This is a genomic window from Thermococcus barophilus MP, assembly GCF_000151105.2.
Taxonomy (GTDB): Archaea; Methanobacteriota_B; Thermococci; order Thermococcales; family Thermococcaceae; genus Thermococcus_B; species Thermococcus_B barophilus.
This window is the reverse complement of the sequence record NC_014804.1, coordinates 1,005,619-1,026,934: the sequence shown is the minus strand read 5'-3', so window position 1 is coordinate 1,026,934 and position 21,316 is coordinate 1,005,619. Positions and strand designations below refer to the sequence as shown.

24 protein-coding genes are annotated in these 21,316 nt (G+C 41.1%); 12 read left to right on the top strand and 12 right to left on the bottom strand.

Features of this window, described 5'->3' with window-relative positions; all coding sequences use genetic code 11:
• Positions 1 to 6 precede the first annotated feature (6 nt).
• Both TERMP_RS05835 and TERMP_RS05830 read right to left on the bottom strand, forming a co-directional pair.
• Positions 7 to 276: a hypothetical protein gene (locus tag TERMP_RS05835; protein WP_013467445.1), complete on the bottom strand. Its 270-nt coding sequence runs from the start codon at positions 274 to 276 to the stop codon at positions 7 to 9.
• Positions 276 to 1,232 (bottom strand): zinc ribbon domain-containing protein, encoded by a 957-nt coding sequence (locus TERMP_RS05830; protein ID WP_013467444.1) that lies wholly within the window; start codon positions 1,230 to 1,232, stop codon positions 276 to 278. Before TERMP_RS05830 ends, TERMP_RS05835 begins: the two co-directional genes overlap by 1 nt.
• Positions 1,233 to 1,438: 206 nt before the next feature.
• On the opposite strand from TERMP_RS05830, the gene TERMP_RS05825 reads away from it, so the two are divergent.
• Positions 1,439 to 2,293 carry a zinc ribbon domain-containing protein gene (locus tag TERMP_RS05825; RefSeq protein WP_013467443.1) on the top strand — a complete coding sequence of 285 codons (855 nt, stop codon included), beginning with the start codon at positions 1,439 to 1,441 and terminating at the stop codon, positions 2,291 to 2,293.
• 86 nt (positions 2,294 to 2,379) lie between these two features.
• Here the strand turns inward: TERMP_RS05825 and TERMP_RS05820 are convergent, their stop codons facing one another.
• The 7 genes from TERMP_RS05820 to TERMP_RS05795 form a co-directional block, all read right to left on the bottom strand.
• On the bottom strand, positions 2,380 to 2,679 hold the full coding sequence (locus TERMP_RS05820; protein WP_013467442.1) for a hypothetical protein: 300 nt from the start codon (positions 2,677 to 2,679) through the stop codon (positions 2,380 to 2,382).
• A complete protein-coding gene (locus tag TERMP_RS05815) occupies positions 2,676 to 3,497 on the bottom strand; it encodes a cysteine synthase family protein (RefSeq protein ID WP_013467441.1) in 822 nt (273 codons plus the stop codon). The genes TERMP_RS05820 and TERMP_RS05815 overlap by 4 nt, the downstream gene beginning before the upstream one ends.
• Positions 3,469 to 3,594 carry a hypothetical protein gene (locus TERMP_RS11735; protein ID WP_256381350.1) on the bottom strand — a complete coding sequence of 42 codons (126 nt, stop codon included), beginning with the start codon at positions 3,592 to 3,594 and terminating at the stop codon, positions 3,469 to 3,471. The genes TERMP_RS05815 and TERMP_RS11735 overlap by 29 nt, the downstream gene beginning before the upstream one ends.
• A gap of 67 nt (positions 3,595 to 3,661) precedes the next feature.
• Positions 3,662 to 4,255 carry a 7-cyano-7-deazaguanine synthase gene (locus TERMP_RS05810; protein WP_048159942.1) on the bottom strand — a complete coding sequence of 198 codons (594 nt, stop codon included), beginning with the start codon at positions 4,253 to 4,255 and terminating at the stop codon, positions 3,662 to 3,664.
• 21 nt (positions 4,256 to 4,276) lie between these two features.
• Positions 4,277 to 5,422 carry a tRNA uracil 4-sulfurtransferase ThiI gene (gene thiI, locus TERMP_RS05805; RefSeq protein ID WP_013467438.1) on the bottom strand — a complete coding sequence of 382 codons (1,146 nt, stop codon included), beginning with the start codon at positions 5,420 to 5,422 and terminating at the stop codon, positions 4,277 to 4,279.
• Between the two features lie 5 nt (positions 5,423 to 5,427).
• On the bottom strand, positions 5,428 to 5,748 hold the full coding sequence (locus TERMP_RS05800) for a hypothetical protein (RefSeq protein WP_013467437.1): 321 nt from the start codon (positions 5,746 to 5,748) through the stop codon (positions 5,428 to 5,430).
• Between the two features lie 44 nt (positions 5,749 to 5,792).
• The gene (locus TERMP_RS05795) at positions 5,793 to 6,398 is read right to left on the bottom strand and encodes a nitroreductase family protein (protein ID WP_013467436.1); all 606 of its coding nucleotides are present in this window, start codon (positions 6,396 to 6,398) and stop codon (positions 5,793 to 5,795) included.
• Positions 6,399 to 6,494: 96 nt separating this feature from the next.
• On the opposite strand from TERMP_RS05795, the gene TERMP_RS05790 reads away from it, so the two are divergent.
• Entirely contained in the window at positions 6,495 to 7,208 is a 714-nt protein-coding gene (locus TERMP_RS05790) for a maleate cis-trans isomerase family protein (RefSeq protein WP_013467435.1), read from the top strand.
• A gap of 111 nt (positions 7,209 to 7,319) precedes the next feature.
• Positions 7,320 to 8,702, top strand: coding sequence for an ADP-specific phosphofructokinase (gene pfkC / locus TERMP_RS05785; protein ID WP_013467434.1), 1,383 nt, complete (start codon positions 7,320 to 7,322; stop codon positions 8,700 to 8,702).
• 20 nt (positions 8,703 to 8,722) lie between these two features.
• Here the strand turns inward: pfkC and xerA are convergent, their stop codons facing one another.
• From xerA to sfsA, 3 genes are all read right to left on the bottom strand, one after another.
• Complete coding sequence (gene xerA / locus TERMP_RS05780) at positions 8,723 to 9,553, bottom strand: site-specific tyrosine recombinase/integron integrase (RefSeq protein ID WP_013467433.1); 831 nt, start codon at positions 9,551 to 9,553, stop codon at positions 8,723 to 8,725.
• Between the two features lie 27 nt (positions 9,554 to 9,580).
• Complete coding sequence (locus tag TERMP_RS05775) at positions 9,581 to 10,444, bottom strand: toprim domain-containing protein (protein WP_013467432.1); 864 nt, start codon at positions 10,442 to 10,444, stop codon at positions 9,581 to 9,583.
• A gap of 73 nt (positions 10,445 to 10,517) precedes the next feature.
• Positions 10,518 to 11,219 carry a DNA/RNA nuclease SfsA gene (sfsA, locus tag TERMP_RS05770; protein ID WP_237702887.1) on the bottom strand — a complete coding sequence of 234 codons (702 nt, stop codon included), beginning with the start codon at positions 11,217 to 11,219 and terminating at the stop codon, positions 10,518 to 10,520.
• A gap of 72 nt (positions 11,220 to 11,291) precedes the next feature.
• On the opposite strand from sfsA, the gene TERMP_RS11280 reads away from it, so the two are divergent.
• The 9 genes from TERMP_RS11280 (at position 11,292) to TERMP_RS05725 (ending at position 21,314) form a co-directional block, all read left to right on the top strand.
• Positions 11,292 to 11,852 carry a V4R domain-containing protein gene (locus TERMP_RS11280; protein WP_081452206.1) on the top strand — a complete coding sequence of 187 codons (561 nt, stop codon included), beginning with the start codon at positions 11,292 to 11,294 and terminating at the stop codon, positions 11,850 to 11,852.
• Positions 11,852 to 12,970: a winged helix-turn-helix domain-containing protein gene (locus TERMP_RS05760; protein ID WP_048159771.1), complete on the top strand. Its 1,119-nt coding sequence runs from the start codon at positions 11,852 to 11,854 to the stop codon at positions 12,968 to 12,970. The genes TERMP_RS11280 and TERMP_RS05760 overlap by 1 nt, the downstream gene beginning before the upstream one ends.
• A gap of 104 nt (positions 12,971 to 13,074) precedes the next feature.
• Positions 13,075 to 13,710: a 4Fe-4S dicluster domain-containing protein gene (locus TERMP_RS05755; protein ID WP_013467428.1), complete on the top strand. Its 636-nt coding sequence runs from the start codon at positions 13,075 to 13,077 to the stop codon at positions 13,708 to 13,710.
• 10 nt (positions 13,711 to 13,720) lie between these two features.
• Positions 13,721 to 15,622: an anaerobic carbon-monoxide dehydrogenase catalytic subunit gene (gene cooS / locus TERMP_RS05750; RefSeq protein WP_013467427.1), complete on the top strand. Its 1,902-nt coding sequence runs from the start codon at positions 13,721 to 13,723 to the stop codon at positions 15,620 to 15,622.
• Positions 15,623 to 15,695: 73 nt separating this feature from the next.
• The gene (locus TERMP_RS05745; RefSeq protein WP_013467426.1) at positions 15,696 to 16,502 is read left to right on the top strand and encodes an ATP-binding protein; all 807 of its coding nucleotides are present in this window, start codon (positions 15,696 to 15,698) and stop codon (positions 16,500 to 16,502) included.
• Positions 16,503 to 16,697, top strand: coding sequence for a CooT family nickel-binding protein (locus tag TERMP_RS05740; protein WP_013467425.1), 195 nt, complete (start codon positions 16,503 to 16,505; stop codon positions 16,695 to 16,697).
• A 215-nt stretch (positions 16,698 to 16,912) separates the two neighbouring features.
• Entirely contained in the window at positions 16,913 to 18,820 is a 1,908-nt protein-coding gene (locus TERMP_RS05735; RefSeq protein WP_013467424.1) for a proton-conducting transporter transmembrane domain-containing protein, read from the top strand.
• Positions 18,817 to 19,698, top strand: coding sequence for a respiratory chain complex I subunit 1 family protein (locus tag TERMP_RS05730; protein WP_013467423.1), 882 nt, complete (start codon positions 18,817 to 18,819; stop codon positions 19,696 to 19,698). The genes TERMP_RS05735 and TERMP_RS05730 overlap by 4 nt, the downstream gene beginning before the upstream one ends.
• Positions 19,699 to 19,700: 2 nt before the next feature.
• Entirely contained in the window at positions 19,701 to 21,314 is a 1,614-nt protein-coding gene (locus TERMP_RS05725) for a hydrogenase large subunit (protein WP_013467422.1), read from the top strand.
• Positions 21,315 to 21,316 lie beyond the last annotated feature (2 nt).

Here is a 21,316-nt window from a genome sequence, read left to right as displayed (position 1 = left end):
TACCCCCTAACTACTGACTACTGCGAGCAGACCAACCACGAAAAATACCAAAAATGAAAGTGCGACGGTTTTCCGGTATTCGTCACTCTCCGTATTGAACTTGATATCTAAAATCCATCCAGCAGCTCCAACAAAAACTAAAATGTACCCTATCAAAATGGCATAGCACGGGAAGCCTATGCACATCTCCTTCTCATAAACAATTCCCTTCCCCCAGGAACTCAGCATCAAACCAAATCCCGGCATTGCGGCAAAAATATAGGCAAGCTTGCTCATCAGAACCAACCTCCTATCTTAACTTTTCCGGGGAAGTGGGAAGAGAGCACCTGATAGTACCTATCTCCTTCTTCCGGAATGAGAAAGACGTATGTGAATTTACCCTTCTTTCCACTATCGTCAACGTATGTAACCTCCATTTCAGTGCGCTTTTTGTTGAATTTTATCCTTCTTATGCCTTCTCTGGCAAAATAAGGTAGATTTTCCGGAATCTCCATGGAATAGTAAATCCCTTCATGACCGTAGAATTCAAGTCCCTTTGCGGTTAAATAGAGGACGGAGGGGATTTTTACGTCACCATCGTACCTCACAAATATTCCAGGCATTTTCAGAAGATATTTACCTTCTCTGACTTCTTGCTTCTCGAGGTACCTTTCCTTTGCATAATATGCATTTTTGCAGAAGTCTTTCTCCTTATAAAATCGTTCAATAGCTCCAAGTGCCTCTTCAAAGCTTGCATGCTCAAGCAGTGTAAATCCTATTACAGTTCCTCGAATAGGTAGCACTGATGTAATCTGGTATTGTCCATCTGTTCTCAATCCAATTCTCAGGGCACCATCGTTAAGCTCAAAGACTATTGGATTTGCATCTTCCGAAAAATAAGGATACTCTCTTGGCAGTCTCTCAAATAAAGCAAGTGCTTCATTAAGTGTGAGTTTTCCAAACTTTGTGCCCTTAGATCCGTTGAATCTCAGGTCTTTATCCACCCCAGTTACTTTTACCTTACGCTTGACCTTCTTGGGTTCTGGTTTCCCTCGGGGAATATAAGACAGGGAGAATTCCTCTTTTGGTCTGTCTGATATTTGTTGGATATGTTCTTTCACAACAGCCGATTCGGAAATTGGTTTTTCAATGGATTCAGAGGATTCGAGAGGTTTTCCACAGTACGGACAAAATTTATAGTTCTCCTTAAGCTCCCCGCCGCAGTAGGGACAGAACCTAAAATTATGTCCCATGCTATTCCCCTCCACTATGAGCCAAAGCCCCTATAAAGAAGAGGCTCCAGCCCAATGTATTTAGGTATTCAGTGGTTATTTAGGTGGCCAAATCTTAATAAATTTTTTATAAACTAAAAGTGTTTAACCAATTATGTAAAATAATAGGTGCTAAAAATGTTTAATTATATCCAAGAATTTTTGATAAAATAAAGTGGGTGGGAAGCATGTACTGCCCAAAATGTGGAACTCAGCTCGATGAGGAGTTTGATTTTTGCCCGGTATGTGGCTACGATTTACGTAAAGTTAAGGAAAAGATTTACTCAAAAAAACCGATGTCCAATGAATTTCGTGTTAAATTCCCGGAAACCAAATGCACTGTGAGTGTTGTGGGAGTTTCTGAAGATTTGAGGAAATATACCGGGAAAGGGGTGGAGATTAATCTTGGTAGTCTAACGCTTGAAGATACGCTTAAGGTGTTTTCACAACTACCAACCGAGTATCCAAAAAAAGACATAAAAGATTTGAAAAAAGGAAAGAAAGTGCCTGTAACTCTTACGTTAGATAGAGAAGAAGGGACACTTTTCGTATATTTGAACCCGGACAGAACATATATGGTTCAGGGAGGAGTTAGAAAGCTTGAAACCGCATTTGATATCTCATACAACGCCAGCAGAGAAGAAGTTCAAAAAATTATTCGCAGGTTTTATACAGATAAGAATATTTTTAATGAGTGGTCAGAGCAGATAAAAGGATTAAAAGAATCCAGAAGAGTTCTCTTTTATGCTTCCTTCTTAGATGACGATGGTGTTTACAAAGATATTTGCGTTTTAAATGATGGCATAGCCATTGGTAGAGTTGACAACGGGGAGCTAATAGGGTACGAATTTTTCTGTCCATATGAGCTTGTGAAGGAGATTAAGTTCAAAAAGGGATGGCTGTCTTCAGGAGTCGAAATCAGATACAGAGATCCAGAAAAAGGAAAAACCAGAAAAGTGGAAGTTAGTATAGGCAATAAGGACGAGTACTATGGGCTAAAAAGTACGCTGGAGAAGGTGATCCCTGGAAAGGTTAGAGGATAATCGCACCTCAGCTCTTGGATTTTGATTTTTTTCTTTTGCAAGCTTCACCCTTCAGGGCGGGGAGGAGGGCAGATTCCACCAAAGTGTCAATTATTCTTATTTCCAGCTCCAAATAGACCAATAAGATCGTGGATTATTGCAAAGTCTATCAAGGCACTGATTCCAGCACTTAAAACTCCACTCATCAGCATTAGGATTGAGAAAAATAGATCCACTCCTTTATAAACCAATGTAACCTTAACTGCCCTTTTCTCTCCCCTAAGAATAGCCCATGCTAAGATAAAGTTTAACAAACCAAATGCCAGATATATTAAGGAGTTTTCACTAACATAATAGTACAATAAAAAGAAAGCTTGGAGAAACAGTAGATACACAGCTAATTTCATATTCTGCCACTCAAGTATCTTTCAAATATCTCAACATATTTAAATCCATCGTCAGGAAACATCAATACTGCTGTACCTTTGTATTCATCCCTGAGCATTTCGAGAGCTCTCACAGTTGCTCCTGCACTTAAACCTATCAAAATACCATCGTTCTTGGCAATTTTTATAGCACCTTCTATCGCTTCTTTTAAAGTTATCTCAACTATCTGGTCAATCTCTACCATGGGCACCCACTTTGGCTTTGTTTCAAGTCTCTTTATCCCTGGGATTTTCTCTCCTTTTGCCGGAACCACTCCTATTATTTTAGTATCGTACTTCTCTTTAAGGTACTTAGATATGCCCGCTATATGCCCTGAAGTCCCGATTCCAGCCACTATGACATCCGGCTTTTTTCCTATGCTTTCTAATTGCTTTTCAATCTCTCTTGCGGTATATTTGTAATGCGCCTCAAAGTTGTCCTCGTTTTCAAACTGGTTGAGGTTTACAGCGTTGTTTTTCTCTGCCTCCCTCTTCACGAACTCTACCATAGCTGGGTCTATTGTATCGAACTCTGTCCTTATGACTTCTGCACCAAGAACTCTCAACAGAATTTCCGTGGTGGTAGGAGTTGGCTTGGGTAGGTATGCTCTAAATTTAACCCCAAGGATGTTTGCTATGGAAGCCATGGCAATTCCAACGTTTCCTGAAGTTGCTTCAAAAAGCTTATTTCTTCCATTTATTTCTCCCCGCTCTCTGGCTTTCATAAGCATGTTAAAAACAGCTCTGTCTTTTATGCTCCTGCTGAAGGGGTTAAAGAACTCTAACTTGGCAAAATACATCCCCCCTTTCGTCTGAAAGCGAAAGTCTAACCAGGGGGGTTGGCTTAAACTTCTCATAAAGCTCGAGTGTATTTGAAAATACGTTCATCTTTATCACCGTCAATATGTAAGAAGTTTCCTATATAAGTGTTTCTTTTAAGGCAAAATTATACAAAATTGTGTAATTAGCATGAGGCTTGGAAGATCTCTTTGTATATCCTCCTGAACTCTCCCAGCGAGCCTCTGATTATTGGATGTTTTGGCACAAAGGGGCAACCTTCTTCAGGTTCAATACTTATATCAAAAGTTCCAATTTTCTTGGCGATTTTTATGACTTCCTCTTTGTCTAATCCAATAAGTGGTCTCAAGATCGGCAAATCTGTTGCCAGCGAAATTATAAACAAATTATCAAGGGTTTGAGATGCAACCTGTCCCAGGGAATCCCCGGTTATAATGGCTAATGCCCCGTTCTCTCTTGCTATCTCTGTGGCTTTCCTGTACATAGTGAATTTACAAAAGACACAAATCCACTTGTGCTTTTTCATCTCCATAATCTTTTCAAAAACGGGAGCTTGGTACTCATAGACATCAACGACGACTAATTCCTTCAGCCTTTCGGGGTAGAGCTCCTTCAGTTGCTTCCAAATTTTTTGGACTTTTTTATACTTGCCTTCATCTTGTTTAAAGTGGATTGGGATGACCTCTAACCCCTTTTTAAGCATTAAATAAATAGCTACAGGTGAATCTATCCCTGAGCTAAGCAAAGCAACGGCTTTCACCATCTCATCACCTCTTTTATTTTAGCATCCCCTCTCTTTTGGTTCTTCCCCGAAGATCTCCCTGTAGAGCTTTTTGAATTCCTCCCAAGAACCTCTAATCACTGGGTGCTTTGGAATAAATGGGACTTCATCTTCAGGTAGTGTTGATAGCTCAAAAGTGCCTATCTCTTTTGCTATTCCTACTATTTCTTCCTTGTCCAGTCCTATGAGCGGTCTGTAAATAGGTAAATCACTTGCTTGGCTAACTATATACATATTTTCCAGCGTTTGGGATGCAACCTGTCCGAGGGAGTCCCCCATGACAATGCCTTTAGCCCCAAATTCTCTCGCTATCTTATCGGCATTCTCCACCATCATGAATTTGCAGAAAATGCAGGTGTAGTTTTCTCTCCCAAGCTCCTTAAGCTTTCGGAGAACCCTTTCCCTTTCCTTTGGCTTGATCACGATTAAATCACTTTTTCCACCATAGTGATACTTTTTTAGCTGATTCCATATTTTTCTGACTTTTTCAAGGGTTTTCTCTCCCATGTATATATGAACTGGAACCACCTCACAGCCCCTCTTCATCATGAGAAACGCTGCCACGGGGGAATCTATCCCGCCGCTAAGCAGGACAACAACTTTTCCCTGTGTCCCTATTGGTAAGCCGCCAAAGGCTTTTATTTTATCAACAAAGATGTAGGCTTTGCCTTCCATAATTTCAATGCCAACATTTATGTCATAGTTTTTCAAATCCACATCGGCCTCTTCATTCTCCAGGATATACTCCCCAACTTTAGCTTGAATTTCTGGACTTTTCAGGGGGAACTCCTTTGTAATTCGTCTCGCTGTAACTCTGAACTTGGGCTTTTCCAAGTTGAGCTCTCTCTTCTTTTTGCGGAAGAGCTTCAGAGCAGTCTTGTTGATTTTTTCTAATTCAGCATTAACTTCCATCGCTGGAGAGAGGGAAACAATACCGAATACCCGCTTTAAAACATCCAAGCTCTCTTTTGCTTCATTTGTTTTAACTATTATCCTTCCATGTTTTGCAAGAACGCTTTTATATTCAACCCCCTCAGTAATCAATGCCTCTTTAATGTTGTTCACCAAAATCTGCTCAAACCATCTCCTTGTTTGCTTTGATTTTGTTCCGATTTCTCCATATCGAATTATCACACAGTTAAACATAGCTCTCACACCACAGGAAGTTTTATCATTATTTCTATGTATTTTTGGATGACTGCATAAAGTGCCAAGGCTATTACATATGATGACATTAATATAAGCTCATTCATTTCAAATATATGCATTGCAAGTTCTTTTGCTCTCGGTGAATAGTCCATAACTGCTTTCATATACTTTGCCTTCAGTTTGTGGTTTATTTCAATTCCGGCAATTAAAAGGGCAATTCCCAGTAAGCCCCACATCTTGCCCAGAGCAAGCATCAAAAATAGAGTAGATGCGAAAATGACCCATCCACCAATAATGCCGAGCAGTATTACAAACTCGATCATTTTTTCACCGTATGCTGATAGGCATAAGTTTAATAAAAAGGTTCCTAAATTATTTTTAGCACCTCTTCGACACTTTTCTTTCTTTCTCTCGGAGAAATCTCGCCCTTTGGATATCCTATTGTTATCAACCCCACAAGGAAGTACTCTTCTCCCAGACCTGCCATCTTCTTGAGCTCCTTTTCTATTTGTTCGAAGCATGCAACCCCTATATAACAAGTCCCTAATCCGAGTTCAACAGCCTTTAGCATTAAGTTCTCAATCGCCATTGCGGCACTTTCTAATGCAAAGCAGAACTCCAATTCGCTGTATTTCTCATCTTTCAGCGCTTTAACGTTTTTGTTGATAAATACACCCAAATAAATCGGTGCCTTGTACATACCTTCTTCGAATCTCTTGAGAAGTTTCTTCATTTTTTCCTCTGGTAATCCTCTTTCAGTAAAATATTCGATATGCCCCTGCTTTATGAGCTCATAGAGCTTTTCCCGAATGTCCTTACTTTTGTATGCTACAAAAAGCCAGTTCTCCAGTCCGCTCGCAGTCGGTGCTCTTATGGCGGCTTTAATTAGCTCTCTTAAAGTTTCCTCATCAACCTCTCTCTCCTCATAAAATCTTACTGATGTCCTCTTGTTTATAGCTTCACTTAACTCCATGAAAATCACCATCTTAACGTTATGTTTTTAGCTAATTAACCTTTTGTGAACCAAAGGTTTAAGTAATGCCCTGAGAACTTCTTTTAGGTGGAATGCATGTATGGATGGAGAGGCAGAATTGGGCTGATTGTTCCCTCCTCAAACACCACGATGGAGATGGAGCTTCACTCTGCCCTGCCTGAGGGTGTTTCCCTTCACACAGCAAGGATGCCATTAAAAGGCATTACAGAGGAAGAACTTTTAAAAATGAGCTCCCTTGCGATTGATAGTGCACGACTTTTGAAAGATGCAGATGTCGATTTAATCCTTTATGGATGTACCAGCGGTTCTTTTATAGGTGGGATTAATTTTGAAGCTGAACTCGAGGAAAAAATTGAAAGAGAAGTCAACATTCCGGTTGTAACAACAAGCACAGCTGTTATTGAGGCACTGAAGATATTGGATGCTCAGCAGATAATGGTAATAACCCCCTATACCGATGAAATAAATCAGAGAGAAAAGGAATTTCTTGAAGCTAACGAATTTGAGGTTCTTGATATTAGAGGACTCGGAATTGTTGATAACGTTCAAGTGGGGAAGCTTGAACCCTATGAAGCTTATCGTATGGCAAAAGCAATGTTCATTGATGACGTGGATGCAGTTTTCATAAGCTGCACCAACTTAAGAACTTTTGAAATAATTGAACCCCTTGAGGAAGATTTGGGTGTACCAGTTGTTACAAGCAATCAGGCATCACTGTGGCTTGTCCTGCGAGAATTGGACATTCGGGAGAGAATTCCATGGCTTGGAAGGCTCTTCATGGAATATTGAACTTTTTCTATTTCTCCCTTGGTTCGATTTGACATTTATCCAGTGATTACAGCGAAAACATTTTAAACAGAATCCTTAACTTTGGATTAGTATTCACCGAGGGTGATACCAATGATTGATGTTTTTCAAGATGCCCAAAAGCTCAGCTTGTACTTAGCGTACAATGTTAACGTGGATGCAATAGTTTACCTCAGAAAGGAGCACATTGAAAAGCTGATCAGAGAGCTTGGATCAGAGAACGTAAGGAGAAGGATGGAGGATTATCCGAGAGAAATCAACGAGCCAATTGATTTCGTTGCTCGTCTTATTCATGCTCTAAAAACTGGAAAGCCTATGGCTGTTCCTCTTGTAAATGAAGAAATGCATACATGGTTTGATGAGAGATTTAAGTACAATGTGGAGAGGATTGGAGGTCAAGTTGGAATCATTGCCAACCTTCTTGCTAATCTTGATTTTAAAAAAGTTATAGCATACTCCCCCATTTTAGCTAAGAGACAGGCTCAAATGTTTGTTAACAAGCCAAATCTTCTTTATCCTGTTGTTGAGAATGGAGAGCTGGTTTTGAAGAAGCCGATTGAAGCTTATCGTGAGAATGATCCCGTAAAGGTGAACAGGATTTTTGAATTTAGAAAAGGAACAAGATTTAAGCTGGGTAATGAGGTTATAGAAGTTCCCCATTCTGGCCGCTTTATTGTTGCTTCCCGTTTTGAGAGCATTAGGATTGAGACCAAAGAAGACCTAAAGCCATTTTTACCGAAAATTGGTGAGCTTGTAGATGGTGCCATTTTATCTGGATATCAGGGAATTAAAAAACGATATTCTGATGGAAAAGATGCCAACTATTACTTAAGGAAGGCAAAGGAAGATATAAGACTTCTTAAGAAAAACAAGGACATCAAAATCCATGTGGAGTTTGCATCAATTCAGGACAGAGAGCTGAGAAAGAAGGTTATCTACAACATCTTTCCCTTAGCTGATAGCGTTGGGATGGATGAATCAGAGATTGCTCACATTTTAAATTCTCTTGGATATCCAAAGCTTGCAGATAGGATTTTTAACTACAACAGAATTGAAGATACCGTTTTGGGTGGGAAGATTATTCTTGATGAGCTCAATCTCGAAATTTTGCAGATTCATACAATCTACTATCTTATGTACATTACCCACAAAGACAACCCGCTCAGCGAAGATGAGCTTAGGCAGAGTTTGGAGATTGCAACAACACTCGCAGCAGCAAGAGCTTCTCTTGGAGACATAAAGAGTCCAGAGGACTTTAAAGTAGGCTTGAGAGTGCCGTATAATGAATATGGCGAATTCGTGAAGCTTAGGTTTGAGGAGGCAAAAAGAAAATTGAGAACGAGGGAATATAAGATTGTTATCATCCCAACAAGGCTGGTTAAAAATCCAGTATCAACAGTAGGTCTTGGAGATACTATTTCAGCAGGGGCATTTACGAGCTACCTCGCCTTATTGAGAAGAAAGGGGATGTATTAGATTTGTTTGACCTAAATGCTTTATTCTATCAAACTCTCAATTAGCTTTGCCTTTTCTTGTGCTCTCCTTAAGTGTTCAACTGTTACTTTGGTGTAGATTTGGGTCGTTGAGAGGTTTGAATGTCCAAGGATTTCCTGAATGACCCTAATATCAATCCCGTTTTCGAGCATGTGGGTAGCAAAGCTGTGCCTGAGCATGTGGGGGGTTACCTTGATCCCGGCTTTTTTTCCATATTTGTTGAGAATGTACCATACTGTTTTTGGTGAGAGCCTGTCTTTTCTGCTTCTTCTTTCTTCAACAAGCAGATATTCACTGTCGTCATTTCTCATTTTTAAGTAATCTTCAATCTCTTTGAGGAGAGCTCCTGGAACTGGTACTATCCTATCTTTTCCGCCTTTCCCGCCTCTGACGATGATTAAAGAGCGCTTAAAGTCAACGTCATTGATTTTTAAATTGCAGAGCTCGCTTACTCTAAGTCCAGAGCCGTAGAGCAGTAATACAATAAGCCTGTCCCTCTTCCTTGTTGGTGGAATTACACTTAGGAGTTTCTTCACTTCCTCTTTTGTTAAACTTTTTGGTAAGCTTCTGGGGACTTTCGGAGATTTTATTTTCTTAGCTTCCTCTTCAAGCCCTTCAAACCTAAAGTAGGCTTTTAATGCTTGAACAACGAGATTTAAACTTTTATTTGAATATCCACTCCTTTTAAGCACTGCCAAGAAGCGAAGGGCAGAGCGGGCGTTTAAATCATTTCCTTCTTCTAAGAATTTTTTCACATAATAGGAATACATCCTAACTGTATTCTGGCTTTTGCCTTCTAATTCAAGATACATTTCAAATTCTTCAATGTTCATAGAGCATCACAAAATAAAATATAGAAATCAAAGCTCTTCTATTTTTTCATGAAAGACCTCAGTTTCTTTAGTCTCTTCTATTCTCTCACTTTCATCAGCTCTTTCTTCTGGTGGTTCTCGTCCTTCTGGTTTTGCAATTGTCATGGTAAGATATACAATCTTTAAGAGCTCTTCAATCAGCCGTTCCTCCTCTGCGTAAATGTATCCTTGACCGACAATTACCCTACCCTGTAACCCGAGCCTTTCAACGGCTTTCCCTATGATTTCTTCGTTTGGAACCGCCTCCCCTGGAAAAATCTGCTTCCAAGCCTCTTCAATCTTCACCAAGTTGCTTCTCTTGTCAAGGAGTATTTTTAAGTTTTCATTTTCATCTTTTAACCTCTGATATTCTTGCTTAAGTTCTTCATATTTCTGCTCAATTTCCTGCAGCTGATTTTCGAGGCTGTGTTTCTCTTGTTCAAGCATATCGTATTTTCCCTTTAAGTCAAGCAACTGATTTCTGAGAGCCATATACTCCGGGAGAAGCTGCAGACTCTTCAATCCTGCTCTCACGAGAGTATTTTTGAGCTCTTTCCTCACAAGCTCGACATCTATATGCTCTAAGTCATGCCCAAGAGGGATTTTCATCCTCTCAACATGTCCAACTAATTCGCTGAGCTCTCTGAAAAGCCTGTCTGCAAGTTCCCTCCCAACTCTATCGGCATCAGTTGCTATTATTAATAAATCCGCTCCAGCAGCTGCGCTTTTTGCAATTTCTAAATTCGTCGTTGGAATTATTGAGGAAATCGTTATGTTGTATTCACTCCCCAATGCAAGACCTTGCAGAGCTTTGCTAACAACCTCAACGTCGCTCGCACCTTCAACTAAAATTCTAACATCCACAATCGTCATTCCAGACACCTCTTTTAAGCTTGGGGTGTTATCCCCTAAGAAGTGTTAAGCTCTATGGGCTTTAAAAACTCTCCTAAATTTCAACCTCAAGATTATCTCTTTCAAGAACAACTTCTCCTGAGGGTAAGAGAGCTATACTCAAAGCTCTTATTTCAACTCCTTTAGCTTTTGCTTCCTTTAAAAGCCTTGCAATTTTCGGATCACCTTTGGCATAAGGCTTAAACTTCCTAACCTCTGGCAAAGCACCAATAAAAACAATCATAGCTCTTTTACCCTCCTCTCGGAGTTTTATGAGCTCTCTGATGTGCTTCTGACCTCTTAAGCTCGGACAGTCGGGATACATTGCATATTCTCCTTCTCTAAGCACAGCACTTTTCATTTCAACCCAAATTTCTTCTCCACTGCACTCTAAAAGGTAGTCCAGTCGAGAAGCTCCAACTTTGACTTCCCTCTTTTTAATGTAGCAATCTTTCAGCCATGAAATTAATCCAAGCTCTGCAGCCCTCTCAAATGCTTTTGCTTGAGTTCTTGTATCAATTACCGCTCCCTTCGAATTTTTATCTTCAAATGCAACTAAAATAAAGTCTGTTTTTCCTCCTTGTTTTGGAATACAGAAGCACTTTCTACCTTTAATCATAAATTCCTCTAAGCGACCAGTGTTTGTTATAAGAGCTTTTTTGACTTCACCTCTTATTCTGACCAACCCAACAAATCTGTTTATCCTTTTAATGAACTCTCCTTCAATGATGGGAAGCTTTAGGAGTATCACAGAAATCAGTTGAATCTCTTCATTGAAAAGATTTGTGACCAAAAATCTTAAAGTGATGTATGCAAATAATTTCATTAGATGGTTGGTATGGAAGATATTAGTGTTCTAATAGAAAAGTGGAGGAAAATTTACAAAGAGGAGGTTAAAAGCAAAAGGAAACATAGAGAAGAGATTAGACTAACCCCGGAAAATTACTTCAATGTTGTACGTCCGTTTTTCGTGAAAATCTCTCCAGAGGATAGGGAATACGTGAGGACATTCAGAATGGTTTCTTATGGCATGCTTGAATACAGCCCGTCTTTGAGAACTCTAATTTTGAGAGGTGCAGGGTATAATCTGGCTCGCAGATTGATAGAAACTGGAGAGATTAGGAGCATTGATGACCTGCCAAAAGTCTTTCTAAATCAAAAAATAGGGCTTCTTGACATTGTAGACGAGTCATTCAGCAAGATGAAAGTGAATATATATGAATGTATCAGTTGTTACCGAGCACCTCCTATTGGCAGAACCCTATGTGACTTTGAAGCAGGGCTTATTCAAGGTGTCATGGAAGAACTCGTTGGAAAGAACGTAACTCGTGAAATCTACTGCTGGGGACTTGGCAATTCTTTCTGTGGATTTGAAGTGATATTCGAGTGATGGATATGAGCATTTTAGCAGTTCAGCCTTCAAGCAAATGTGACAGTAGTTGTCTGATATGTCCTTGGAAAGAGAAATTTGGTTGCGCTGGAATAATGCTCCCTCTTGAGGCATTAGAAATACTCAGCTCTCACCTTGAGGATTTTAGATTTGATGAAGGGCTTTTGACATGCCCAAATCCTCTCCTCCATCCAAAGATTGACATCATACTCCGGCAAACTATGGAACTCTGTAAAAAGCTTACTCTCTTCATTCCAGTATCAGTCTCAAGAAATTTTCTCAACAAAACTTCTCTTGAAAACGTTGATTTTATTTCTCTAATTATACCCTCTTATAAGGACATAAAGTCAAACCTTCAGACAGTAAAAATGCTCCTTTCTCAGGGTATAGACAATCTTGAGGCGTATATTTTGCTGGATTCCAACTCTGACTTTGCTGAAATTCTTTCAACAATTGAACTATGCAAAAGTTACGGGTTAAAGATAACGTTAGGACCAAAGCTTTACGCATCTCCATATGCAGATAAATTTCTTGAAAAAATTGCGAAAAAAGAAAACGTTGAAATTGGTCTTCATTATGGAAGGAAATATTTCTACAATGCCATTAAGGTCTTCATAGACAATTATCCAGTAACGTTGCTGACATCTCCAGGTGCTGAGAACTGTAAAACTCTATACTTGAATCCATATGGGAACTTCTCAAAATGTCCACTTTCAAGATTTGAAGTGAATTATAAGAAAATCACTAAGGATGACCTTAGAAAAATGCTCTTTTCACCCTGTGCAATAAATCGAAACGTTGTTGGGCTTTCACCTAAAATACGGGTCTCATTCGTGACAAAAGAAGGTGTTGAGATCCCTGGAGAGATTTTGGAACTTTTAGAACTAATTTCCCAGGTTAATTCATTTAGAGCTGCATGCAAAGCCCTTGGAGTTTCCCCTTCGACGTATTGGGAAAAAATAAGAAGTCTCGAAGAAAAACTTGGCATTTCTTTGATTATATCTGTCAGAGGGGGCAGGAAAAAAGGGATAACAATTCTGACGGAGTTTGCTAAAGACCTTTTAAAGGAGTACAGGGAAATAAGAGAAAAAGCAATAGTATCACTTTATGAATACTGAAACGTGTTCTTGTGCATGAACAAATTAAGAAGTTTTTGAGTTATTTGCCGAACACGGTCTCCTTATTAATCTCCTTTGTTTACCTAAGTTTCGAGGTGATAACAATGTCGCTTCTTAAGACAAGTTTGGAGAGACCAACAATTTACATTGATCCAAAGAAGTGCATGGGATGCAGATCTTGTGAAATAGCGTGTGCCGTTGAACATTCAATGAGCAAAACACTATTTGGAGCAATCTTTGAAAAACCAACACCCAAGCCGAGGCTAAAGGTTGTAGTTGCGGATTTCTTCAATGTTCCGCTGAGGTGTCAGCACTGTGAAGATGCTCCATGTATGAAAGTTTGTCCAACTGGAGCAATAAAGAAGAGCGAAGAAGGCTTTGTAATACTCAACACCAACAAGTGTATTGGCTGTTTGATGTGTGTTATGGCATGTCCATTTGGACATCCGAAATATGAGCCAGAGTACAAGGTTGTTCTGAAGTGCGATTCATGCATTGAGAGAGTTAGGGAAGGCAGGGAGCCGGCATGTGTAGAAGCTTGCCCCACCAAGGCATTGAAGTTTGGAACCCTTGAGGAGATTCTTGACGAGATTAGAAAAGAAAGAGCGGAGGAACTAATTTCGGGCTTGAAAGTTCCAGGAATTGTATACATGAAGCCAGTTGTTGAGGAAAAGAAAAAGGAAGAGAGAATCAGCCCAATGGATGTCTATGCTGCCTACTTAGAGGTTAAGTGGTATTGAGGTGGTTGTGATGGCGGAATATATAAAGTTTAAGGTTCCTGCAAAGCAGGTTTCTGAAACTAAGGGCGTTGGTAACCTAATTGAGAAGGCTGAAGAGGAGGGCGTGAAGACCGCTTGGCACCGCTTTTTAGAGCAGCAACCCCAATGTGGGTTCGGTCTTCTGGGAATCTGTTGTAGAAACTGTAACATGGGTCCATGTAGGATCGACCCATTTGGCGCTGGGCCAACAAAAGGTGTTTGTGGAGCAGATGCTGATACAATAGTTGCAAGGAACATTTTGAGAATGATTGCTGCAGGAGCAGCAGCACACAGCGATCATGCAAGAGACATCGTCCACGTGTTTAAAGGAGCAGCAACAGGAGAGTTTAAGGGGTACAGGCTGACAGATGTTGAGAAGCTTAAAGGATTGGCTCAAATTCTTGGCATTGATATCGAGGGGAAGAGTGAAAGTGAAATAGCCTCGGAAGTTGCACATATCTTGGAATTGGAGTTCGGAAAGCCTGACGATGAGCCATTAAAATTGCTCATGGCGACGGCACCTAAGAAGAGGATTAAGGTCTGGGAGAGGCTTGGAGTCATGCCAAGGGCAATTGACAGGGAAATCTGTGAGTGTATGCACAGAACCCATATGGGTGTTGATGCAGATCCAGCTTCACTCCTTCTTCACGGTGTGAGGACTTCTCTTGCTGACGGCTGGAGCGGCTCAATGATGGCTACCTATTTGAGCGACATACTCTTTGGAACGCCAAAGCCAATTAAGACTACTGCAAATTTGGGTGTTCTCAAAGAAGATTATGTGAATATAATTGTCCACGGTCATAACCCAATACTGTCAATGAAGATAGCCGAAGTTGCCCAAAGTGAAGAGATGCAGAAATTGGCCAAGAAATACGGCGCCAAGGGGGTGAATGTTGCGGGAATGTGCTGTACTGGAAATGAGGTCTTAGTGAGGCTCGGCATCCCCCCAGCTGGAAACTTCCTGATGCAGGAGCTGGCAATAATTACTGGAGCAGTTGAAGCTATGGTCGTTGATTACCAGTGCCTAATGCCATCATTGGTTGATGTAGCCGGCTGTTATCACACCAAGATAATCACGACCGAACCCAAGGCACACATACCCGGAGCAGTGCACATAGAGTTCAAACCAGAGAAGGCTGATGAGATAGCTAAGGAGATAGTCAAGATTGCAATTGAAAACTTCCAAAACAGGCCAAAAGAAAGGGTCTTCATTCCAAAACACAAGAGTGAAGTTGTTGCGGGCTTCAGCGTTGAAGCAATCCTTGAAGCCCTTGGGGGAACGCTCGAACCTCTCATCAATGCACTCAGAGAAGGTACAATTAAAGGAATCGTTGGAGTTGTTGGATGTAATAATCCAAAGGTCAAGCACAACCACAGTCATGTAACGTTAACCAAGGAGCTCATAAAGAGAGATATCTTGGTAGTTGGGACTGGTTGCTGGGGAATTGCAGCAGCGATGCATGGATTATTAACACCTGAAGCGGCAAAAATGGCAGGAGAGGGACTTAGAGCAGTGTGTGAGACACTTGGAATTCCGCCATGCCTCCATATGGGTAGCTGTGTTGACTGTTCAAGAATCCTGATTGTTCTTGGAGCGCTTGCTGAGGCTTTGGGCGTTGATATTCCAGACCTGCCAGTAGCTGGCTCTGCTCCGGAATGGATGAGCGAAAAAGCAGTGTCAATTGGAACTTACTTCGTTGCGAGCGGTGTATTCACCCACTTGGGAGTAGTTCCACCAGTGCTCGGAAGCCAGAAGGTTACCAGGCTCCTCACGGATGAGATTGAAGACCTCCTTGGAGGGAAGTTCTACGTTGAACCGGATCCAGTAAAGGCAGCAGAGACAATATACAATGTAATAATTGAGAAGAGGAAGAAGCTCAAGTGGCCTGTTTGATCTCTCCTTTTATCTTTAATTTTGAAAAAAGCAATTATAGGAGAAGCGGGATTTAATCACTGGAGGTACTAAAATGAAGATACTTGTCGCTGGAAAAGGGGGAGTTGGAAAAACTACAATCTCGGCTTTATTAGCCCATATCTTAGCCGATAAAGGGTATAATATACTGGCTTTAGACACAGATTCAGTTCCCAATCTTGCTCAAAGCCTGGGAGTTCCATTTGAAGAAGCTTTAGAAATTGTTCCACTTTCACGAAATGAAAAGCTTGCGGAGGAAAGGACTGGAGCAAGACCAGGTGAAGGCTGGGGAGTTCTGTTCTCACTGACTCCAAAAGTTGATGATTTGGCTGAGCAATACGGTATAACAATAAAGCCAAATTTGAAGCTTGTTGTTGTTGGTAGCATAGAGCAGAGCAAAGAAGGCTGTCTGTGTCCAGCGTTAGCTCTCGCAAGAGCATTTTTGATGCATGTCCTGCTATCTGAAAAGGATATTGTAATTGTGGACAGCGAGGCTGGAGCGGAGGTTTTCGGAAGAGGGTTAGCGGAGAAATTCGACGTCATGATATGCGTAGCAGAGCCAACGCTGAAATCTTTATTGATAGCAAGGAAGCTCATAGAAATGGGGAAGCAGCTCAACATATCAAATATATTCCTTGTAATAAACAAAGTTCGCAACTCCCTAAAAGCCTCCCAGCTTTATGCAAAAGTCTTCTCGGATTCAACGCCCTACCATCTTGTAAACTTTGATGAAAGCGTTATTAATGTGGATAATAAAGGGAAGGGAGTTGATTCTATTCCAAAGGATTCTCCGATATATGAAGATGTCGAAGCACTTGCAAGAAGGATATTGAACGTAAAAAAGCGTTCTAAGGTGTTGTAAATGTGTCAGTCAAAAGTCATAGTCTTTGAAGATGGAAAAGCAGAAGTTGTTATGACAGATGTAACTCTGCTTGAAGTTAAGGATGGGAAAATCATTGTAAAGAATTTGCTTGGTAAAGAGTTAGTTCTTGAGGGATACGAGATTGACTATATTGATTTTATCTCACACAAGGTTTATTTGAGACTTTCTGTTTGATACTCATTTTTGTCCCATAATGTACGTTTTAACCAAAGGTTTAAAATGAATACATTAGGCAAAATATATAAACAAAACTCGCCAGAAAATTTCACAGATGTATGAGTTTAATTTCATGAATAAAAATTTCACCCAATGTATTTCGGGCAATGTGGTGTGTAAATAGATACTTTGCTAAAATCAAGACAAATTAAGAAAAATTTGGGTGAACAGCAATGGAGACTCAGATGTTGTTAATACCCGTTGGTATATTAATTGTAGCGGCAGTAGTGGGGTTGTCAAAGGCAAAAATATCTCTCAAAATGGTAAGTACACTATCAGCAATAGCCTCAGTGGTAATGATATACATTGGAATATTGGGGTTTGAAGCAACACTTGAGCTTAAATACAATCTGTTCAACTCATCTTCGCTTTTTGCAACCCTCAATTGGCTTGTCTTTAGAGTTGACTCGCTTTCGGCATTTTTCCTGCTCCTGCTCGGTATTTTAAGCCTCTGTGCATCAGTTTACGGTATCAAATACATGGAAAAGTATCTCGGCAAAGAGGACATGCGTGTTTACACCTTCAACTATCCAATTTTCCTGTTGACAATGTATTTTGTCTTGATATGCTGGAACTTACTGTGGTTCATAATCTTCTGGGAGCTGATGAGCCTGTTTTCCCAATTCTTAGTGGCGTTTGAGCAGAGCGAAGAGAAAGCCGTAAAGGCAGCATTCAAGTATTTCTGCATGACAAAAGCTGGAGCTGAGTTTCTTGTTTTGGCCGTTGTGCTGATAATTCTCAAAGTGACAAGCTTTAATGCTGACTATTCTGAAATTGCCAGCATTCTGCCGGCTTATCTCTCGGCTCATCTTGGAGTGCTTTATGCCCTGACATTTGCACTGCTCATAGGATTTGGGGTTAAAGCGGCTATGATTCCATTCCATTCATGGCTTCCCGATGCCCATCCAGAGGCTCCGAGCAATGTCTCAGCCTTACTGAGTGGCATCATGATCAAACTGCCGATATATATGATGCTAAGATTCTTCATAACATTCTTCCCGTTGGAGCCTGAAATTGGGCTGATAATAGCTGTATTTGGAGTCCTGACGCTTTTCTTCAGTATGATGTACGCTTTACTCCAAGAAGATTCAAAGCGTTTATTGGCTTTTTCAAGTATAGACAACATTGGATACATCCTTTTGCCCATGGGAGCTGGGATTTACTTCCTCGCGAATGGAAATCAGCTCTTGGGGAGTGTAGCCTTAGCTGCTGCACTCTTCCACACAATGAATCATGCTTTCTTCAAAGGACTCCTCTTCCTTACGGCTGGTTCAGTGATGTATGAAACAGGCACAAGGGATTTGAATTATTTGGGAAGTTTGGCAAAAAAGATGCCTCTGACTGCTTTTGCCGCCCTAATAGGCTCACTTGCAATAGCTGGTATGCCACCCCTCAACGGATTTGTGAGCAAATGGATGATTTACATCTCAACCCTTTCCTCTCCAGCAACTTCACTTTTTGGAATAATTGCGATTTTCATAAGCGCTGTGACCCTTGGAGCTTTTGTGAAATACTTTACGGCAATCTTTACAAAACCTGCAGTTAAGGAAATTAATGCAAAGGAAGTTCCCCTCCTAATGTCTGCTCCTCAGATCCTCTTAGCTTTGCTTTGTATAGCATTTGGAATTTATCCTTTCGTTCCATTGAAAATGATATCCCAAGCTTTAGGTGCAATAGGTGTTCCGTTAGCTTCTCTTGTAGTTTATCCCTCTCTCGTTGTGCCAAAAACAGGGAGTTATTCACCGGTAATAGTCTTTGCATTCTTGCTGGTTTCAACATTAATAGCTTTGCTGATCCTTCCCTCAAAGGGCAGTGTTATGTCAACTTGGAAGACCGGGAGAAGTGAAGACCTCAATGTGGGTATGCCTGCTGACGCTTATTATCGGGACTTTAGAGAGGCTTTCAATGAAGTTTACCTCTTAGGTGACGCCAGTAAAGACATTGTGCAGAAAGTTGCGAGGATTGGAAAGGCGTTTGGAACCAAGTTTGAAGTCCTGTCCTACGATTTGGACTCAATGCTCTCCCTTGCAATGATTCTGATAGTAATTTTGGTGGCAGTTTTAGGAGGTGTAAGCCTATGAACATTATTTTCATGGCAATCAACTTGGCATTTGCCCTGCTTATTGCTCCAATAGTGGATGGTCTTGAGAGGAAAATCAGAGCACGTCTGCAGAACAGACAAGGACCATCAATACTCCAGACGTGGTGGGACTTGATAAAGCTCTTCAAGAGACCTACAGTTGAACCTCAAGATTCTGTTAAATCATTCTACAAGCTCGCCCCGTATGTGACCTTCACAGCCGTCCTGACAGCTTATTTAATAGTTCCAACTCTCCTGCCCAGCTCAATAAACTTCATTGGAGACTTTATAGTTGTGGTTTATCTCCTTGGCCTGGCAACTTTGAGCTTTGTCATCGGAGCGTTTTCCTCGGGGAATCCCTATGCCCAGATAGGTTCAAACAGGGAGGTTTCCCTCTTTATGAGTGAAGAGCTGCTCTTGGCTTTCATAGTAGGTACGATAGCTGTAATAGGTAAAAGCTTGAGTTTTGATCAGCTGTTCCCGCTACCTTTGAGGATTTCCTCAGTTCTTGCATTACTTTTGCTTCTCCTTGTGATATACGTTGCAAGTGCCAGATTGCCCTTTGATATTGCTGAAGCTGAGCCTGAAATAATTGAGGGTCCTCTAATCGAATACAGCGGAAAGCATCTCGGTTTACTTGAATATTCGATATTCCTGAAGCGCCTTCTCCTTTACAGCTTGCTTTTGAACTTCATCCTTCCGATCCAGAATCCAACAAGACTCATTGGTTATCTCCTTGGCATAATGATCCTTTCAATGATTTATTCAATATTCGAAGCTTACTATGGAAGATTCAGGATTGACCAAGCTGTCAAGCTGATGAAGAAGCTTTCTGCTTTGGCTTTAATTGTGTGGCTCATAGCCGTGGTGGGGTGGTAGTCATGATAATTGAGATTCTGAAAGGAAATGATGCTAAAATCCTCAGGCATGATGAAAAAGTGATCTTGGCTTTGGTTCCAAATGATAAGCTTAGAACCACTGCAGAGCTGCTTTTCAAAGCGGGCTGCTATTATGCCACTGGAGTTGGTGTTGACGAGCGCTTACTGGGAGTAGGCTTTTCAATGTATCACATCTTCAACTGTGAATCTGAAAAGAGATATGTAATTCTCAAAACAGTTGCAAATAATTCCAAGATACCCTCAATCACTCCGATCATAAGCGGTGCAAACTGGGCTGAGAGAGAGGCAATGGATATGGTTGGAATTTTCTTTGATGAGCATCCAGAACCTTTGAGGCTTATTCTGCCCGATGATTGGCCTGAAGGTGTGCATCCATTAAGAAAAGAATTCCACTACAACGAAAGACCCCCAAGGATTGAGTTTAAGCCTCCAAAAAAGGAGAAAAAACCAGGAGTTATGGAGGTTCCAGTTGGGCCCTATCATCCAACGCTTCACGAGCCGGAAGTTTTTGAGCTCCATGTCAAAGGTGAGGAAATAGTTGGGGCAGTCTACAGGGGATTTCACGTCCATAGAGGTCTGGAAAAATTGGCAGAGGAAAGGATGACAATAAATCAGATTCCATTCTTAGCCGAGAGAATCTGCGGAATCTGTGGTTACACCCACAACTGTGCCTATGCTCAAGCCGTTGAGGATGCGGCCAAAATTGAGGTTCCAGAAAGGGCTCTTTATATAAGAACCATACTCCTGGAGCTTGAAAGACTGCACTCCCATTTGCTCTGGTTTGGTGTTGCCTTCCATTTACTTGGCTTTGATTCTGGCTTCATGCACACATGGCGTATAAGAGAGGCATTTATGGATTTGGCGGAACTTTTGACCGGAAATAGAAAGACCTATGGGATGAACCTCATAGGCGGCGTCAGGAGAGACATTGATGAAGAAAAGAAGAAAAAAGTGCTTGAAATTTTTGAAAAAACCAAAAAGGAGACAAAAGAAGTTCTTGACAACGCTGCTGGGATGAAGGAGCTCATAAGCAGAATGGAGGGAGTTGGTGTTCTTCCAAAGAAAGAGGGCAGGGAAATAGGTGTAGTTGGACCTGTTGCGAGGGCATCTGGCATTGACACCGATGTAAGGAGGGATCATCCATATGCAGCCTATGGAGACCTGGAGTTCAAGGTGCCTGTCTACAAGGAGGGAGATGTTCTCGCGAGATTTTTGGTAAGATACGAGGAGACATTTGAAAGCTTCTGGCTAATTGAGCAGGCTTTAGATCAACTACCACAGGGAGACATTCTAAACGAAGATTATGAACTCCCAGAATATGCAGTTGGCATTGGAGCAACTGAAGCCCCAAGAGGAGAAGATGTGCACTTTGTAATTACTGAGGGTGGCAACAAAGTTTACAGATGGCGTCCAAGAGCGCCAACCTACAACAATCTACCTGCTGTTCCCATAATGCTCATGGGAGAAAAATTAGCGGATGCCCCAATAATCATAGCCTCAATAGACCCATGCTTCTCGTGTACAGATCATATGGTCATTGTTGACGGAGAAAAAGTCTGCAGATGCTCCCTTGATGAGTATTTAAGGAGGCTGTGAGC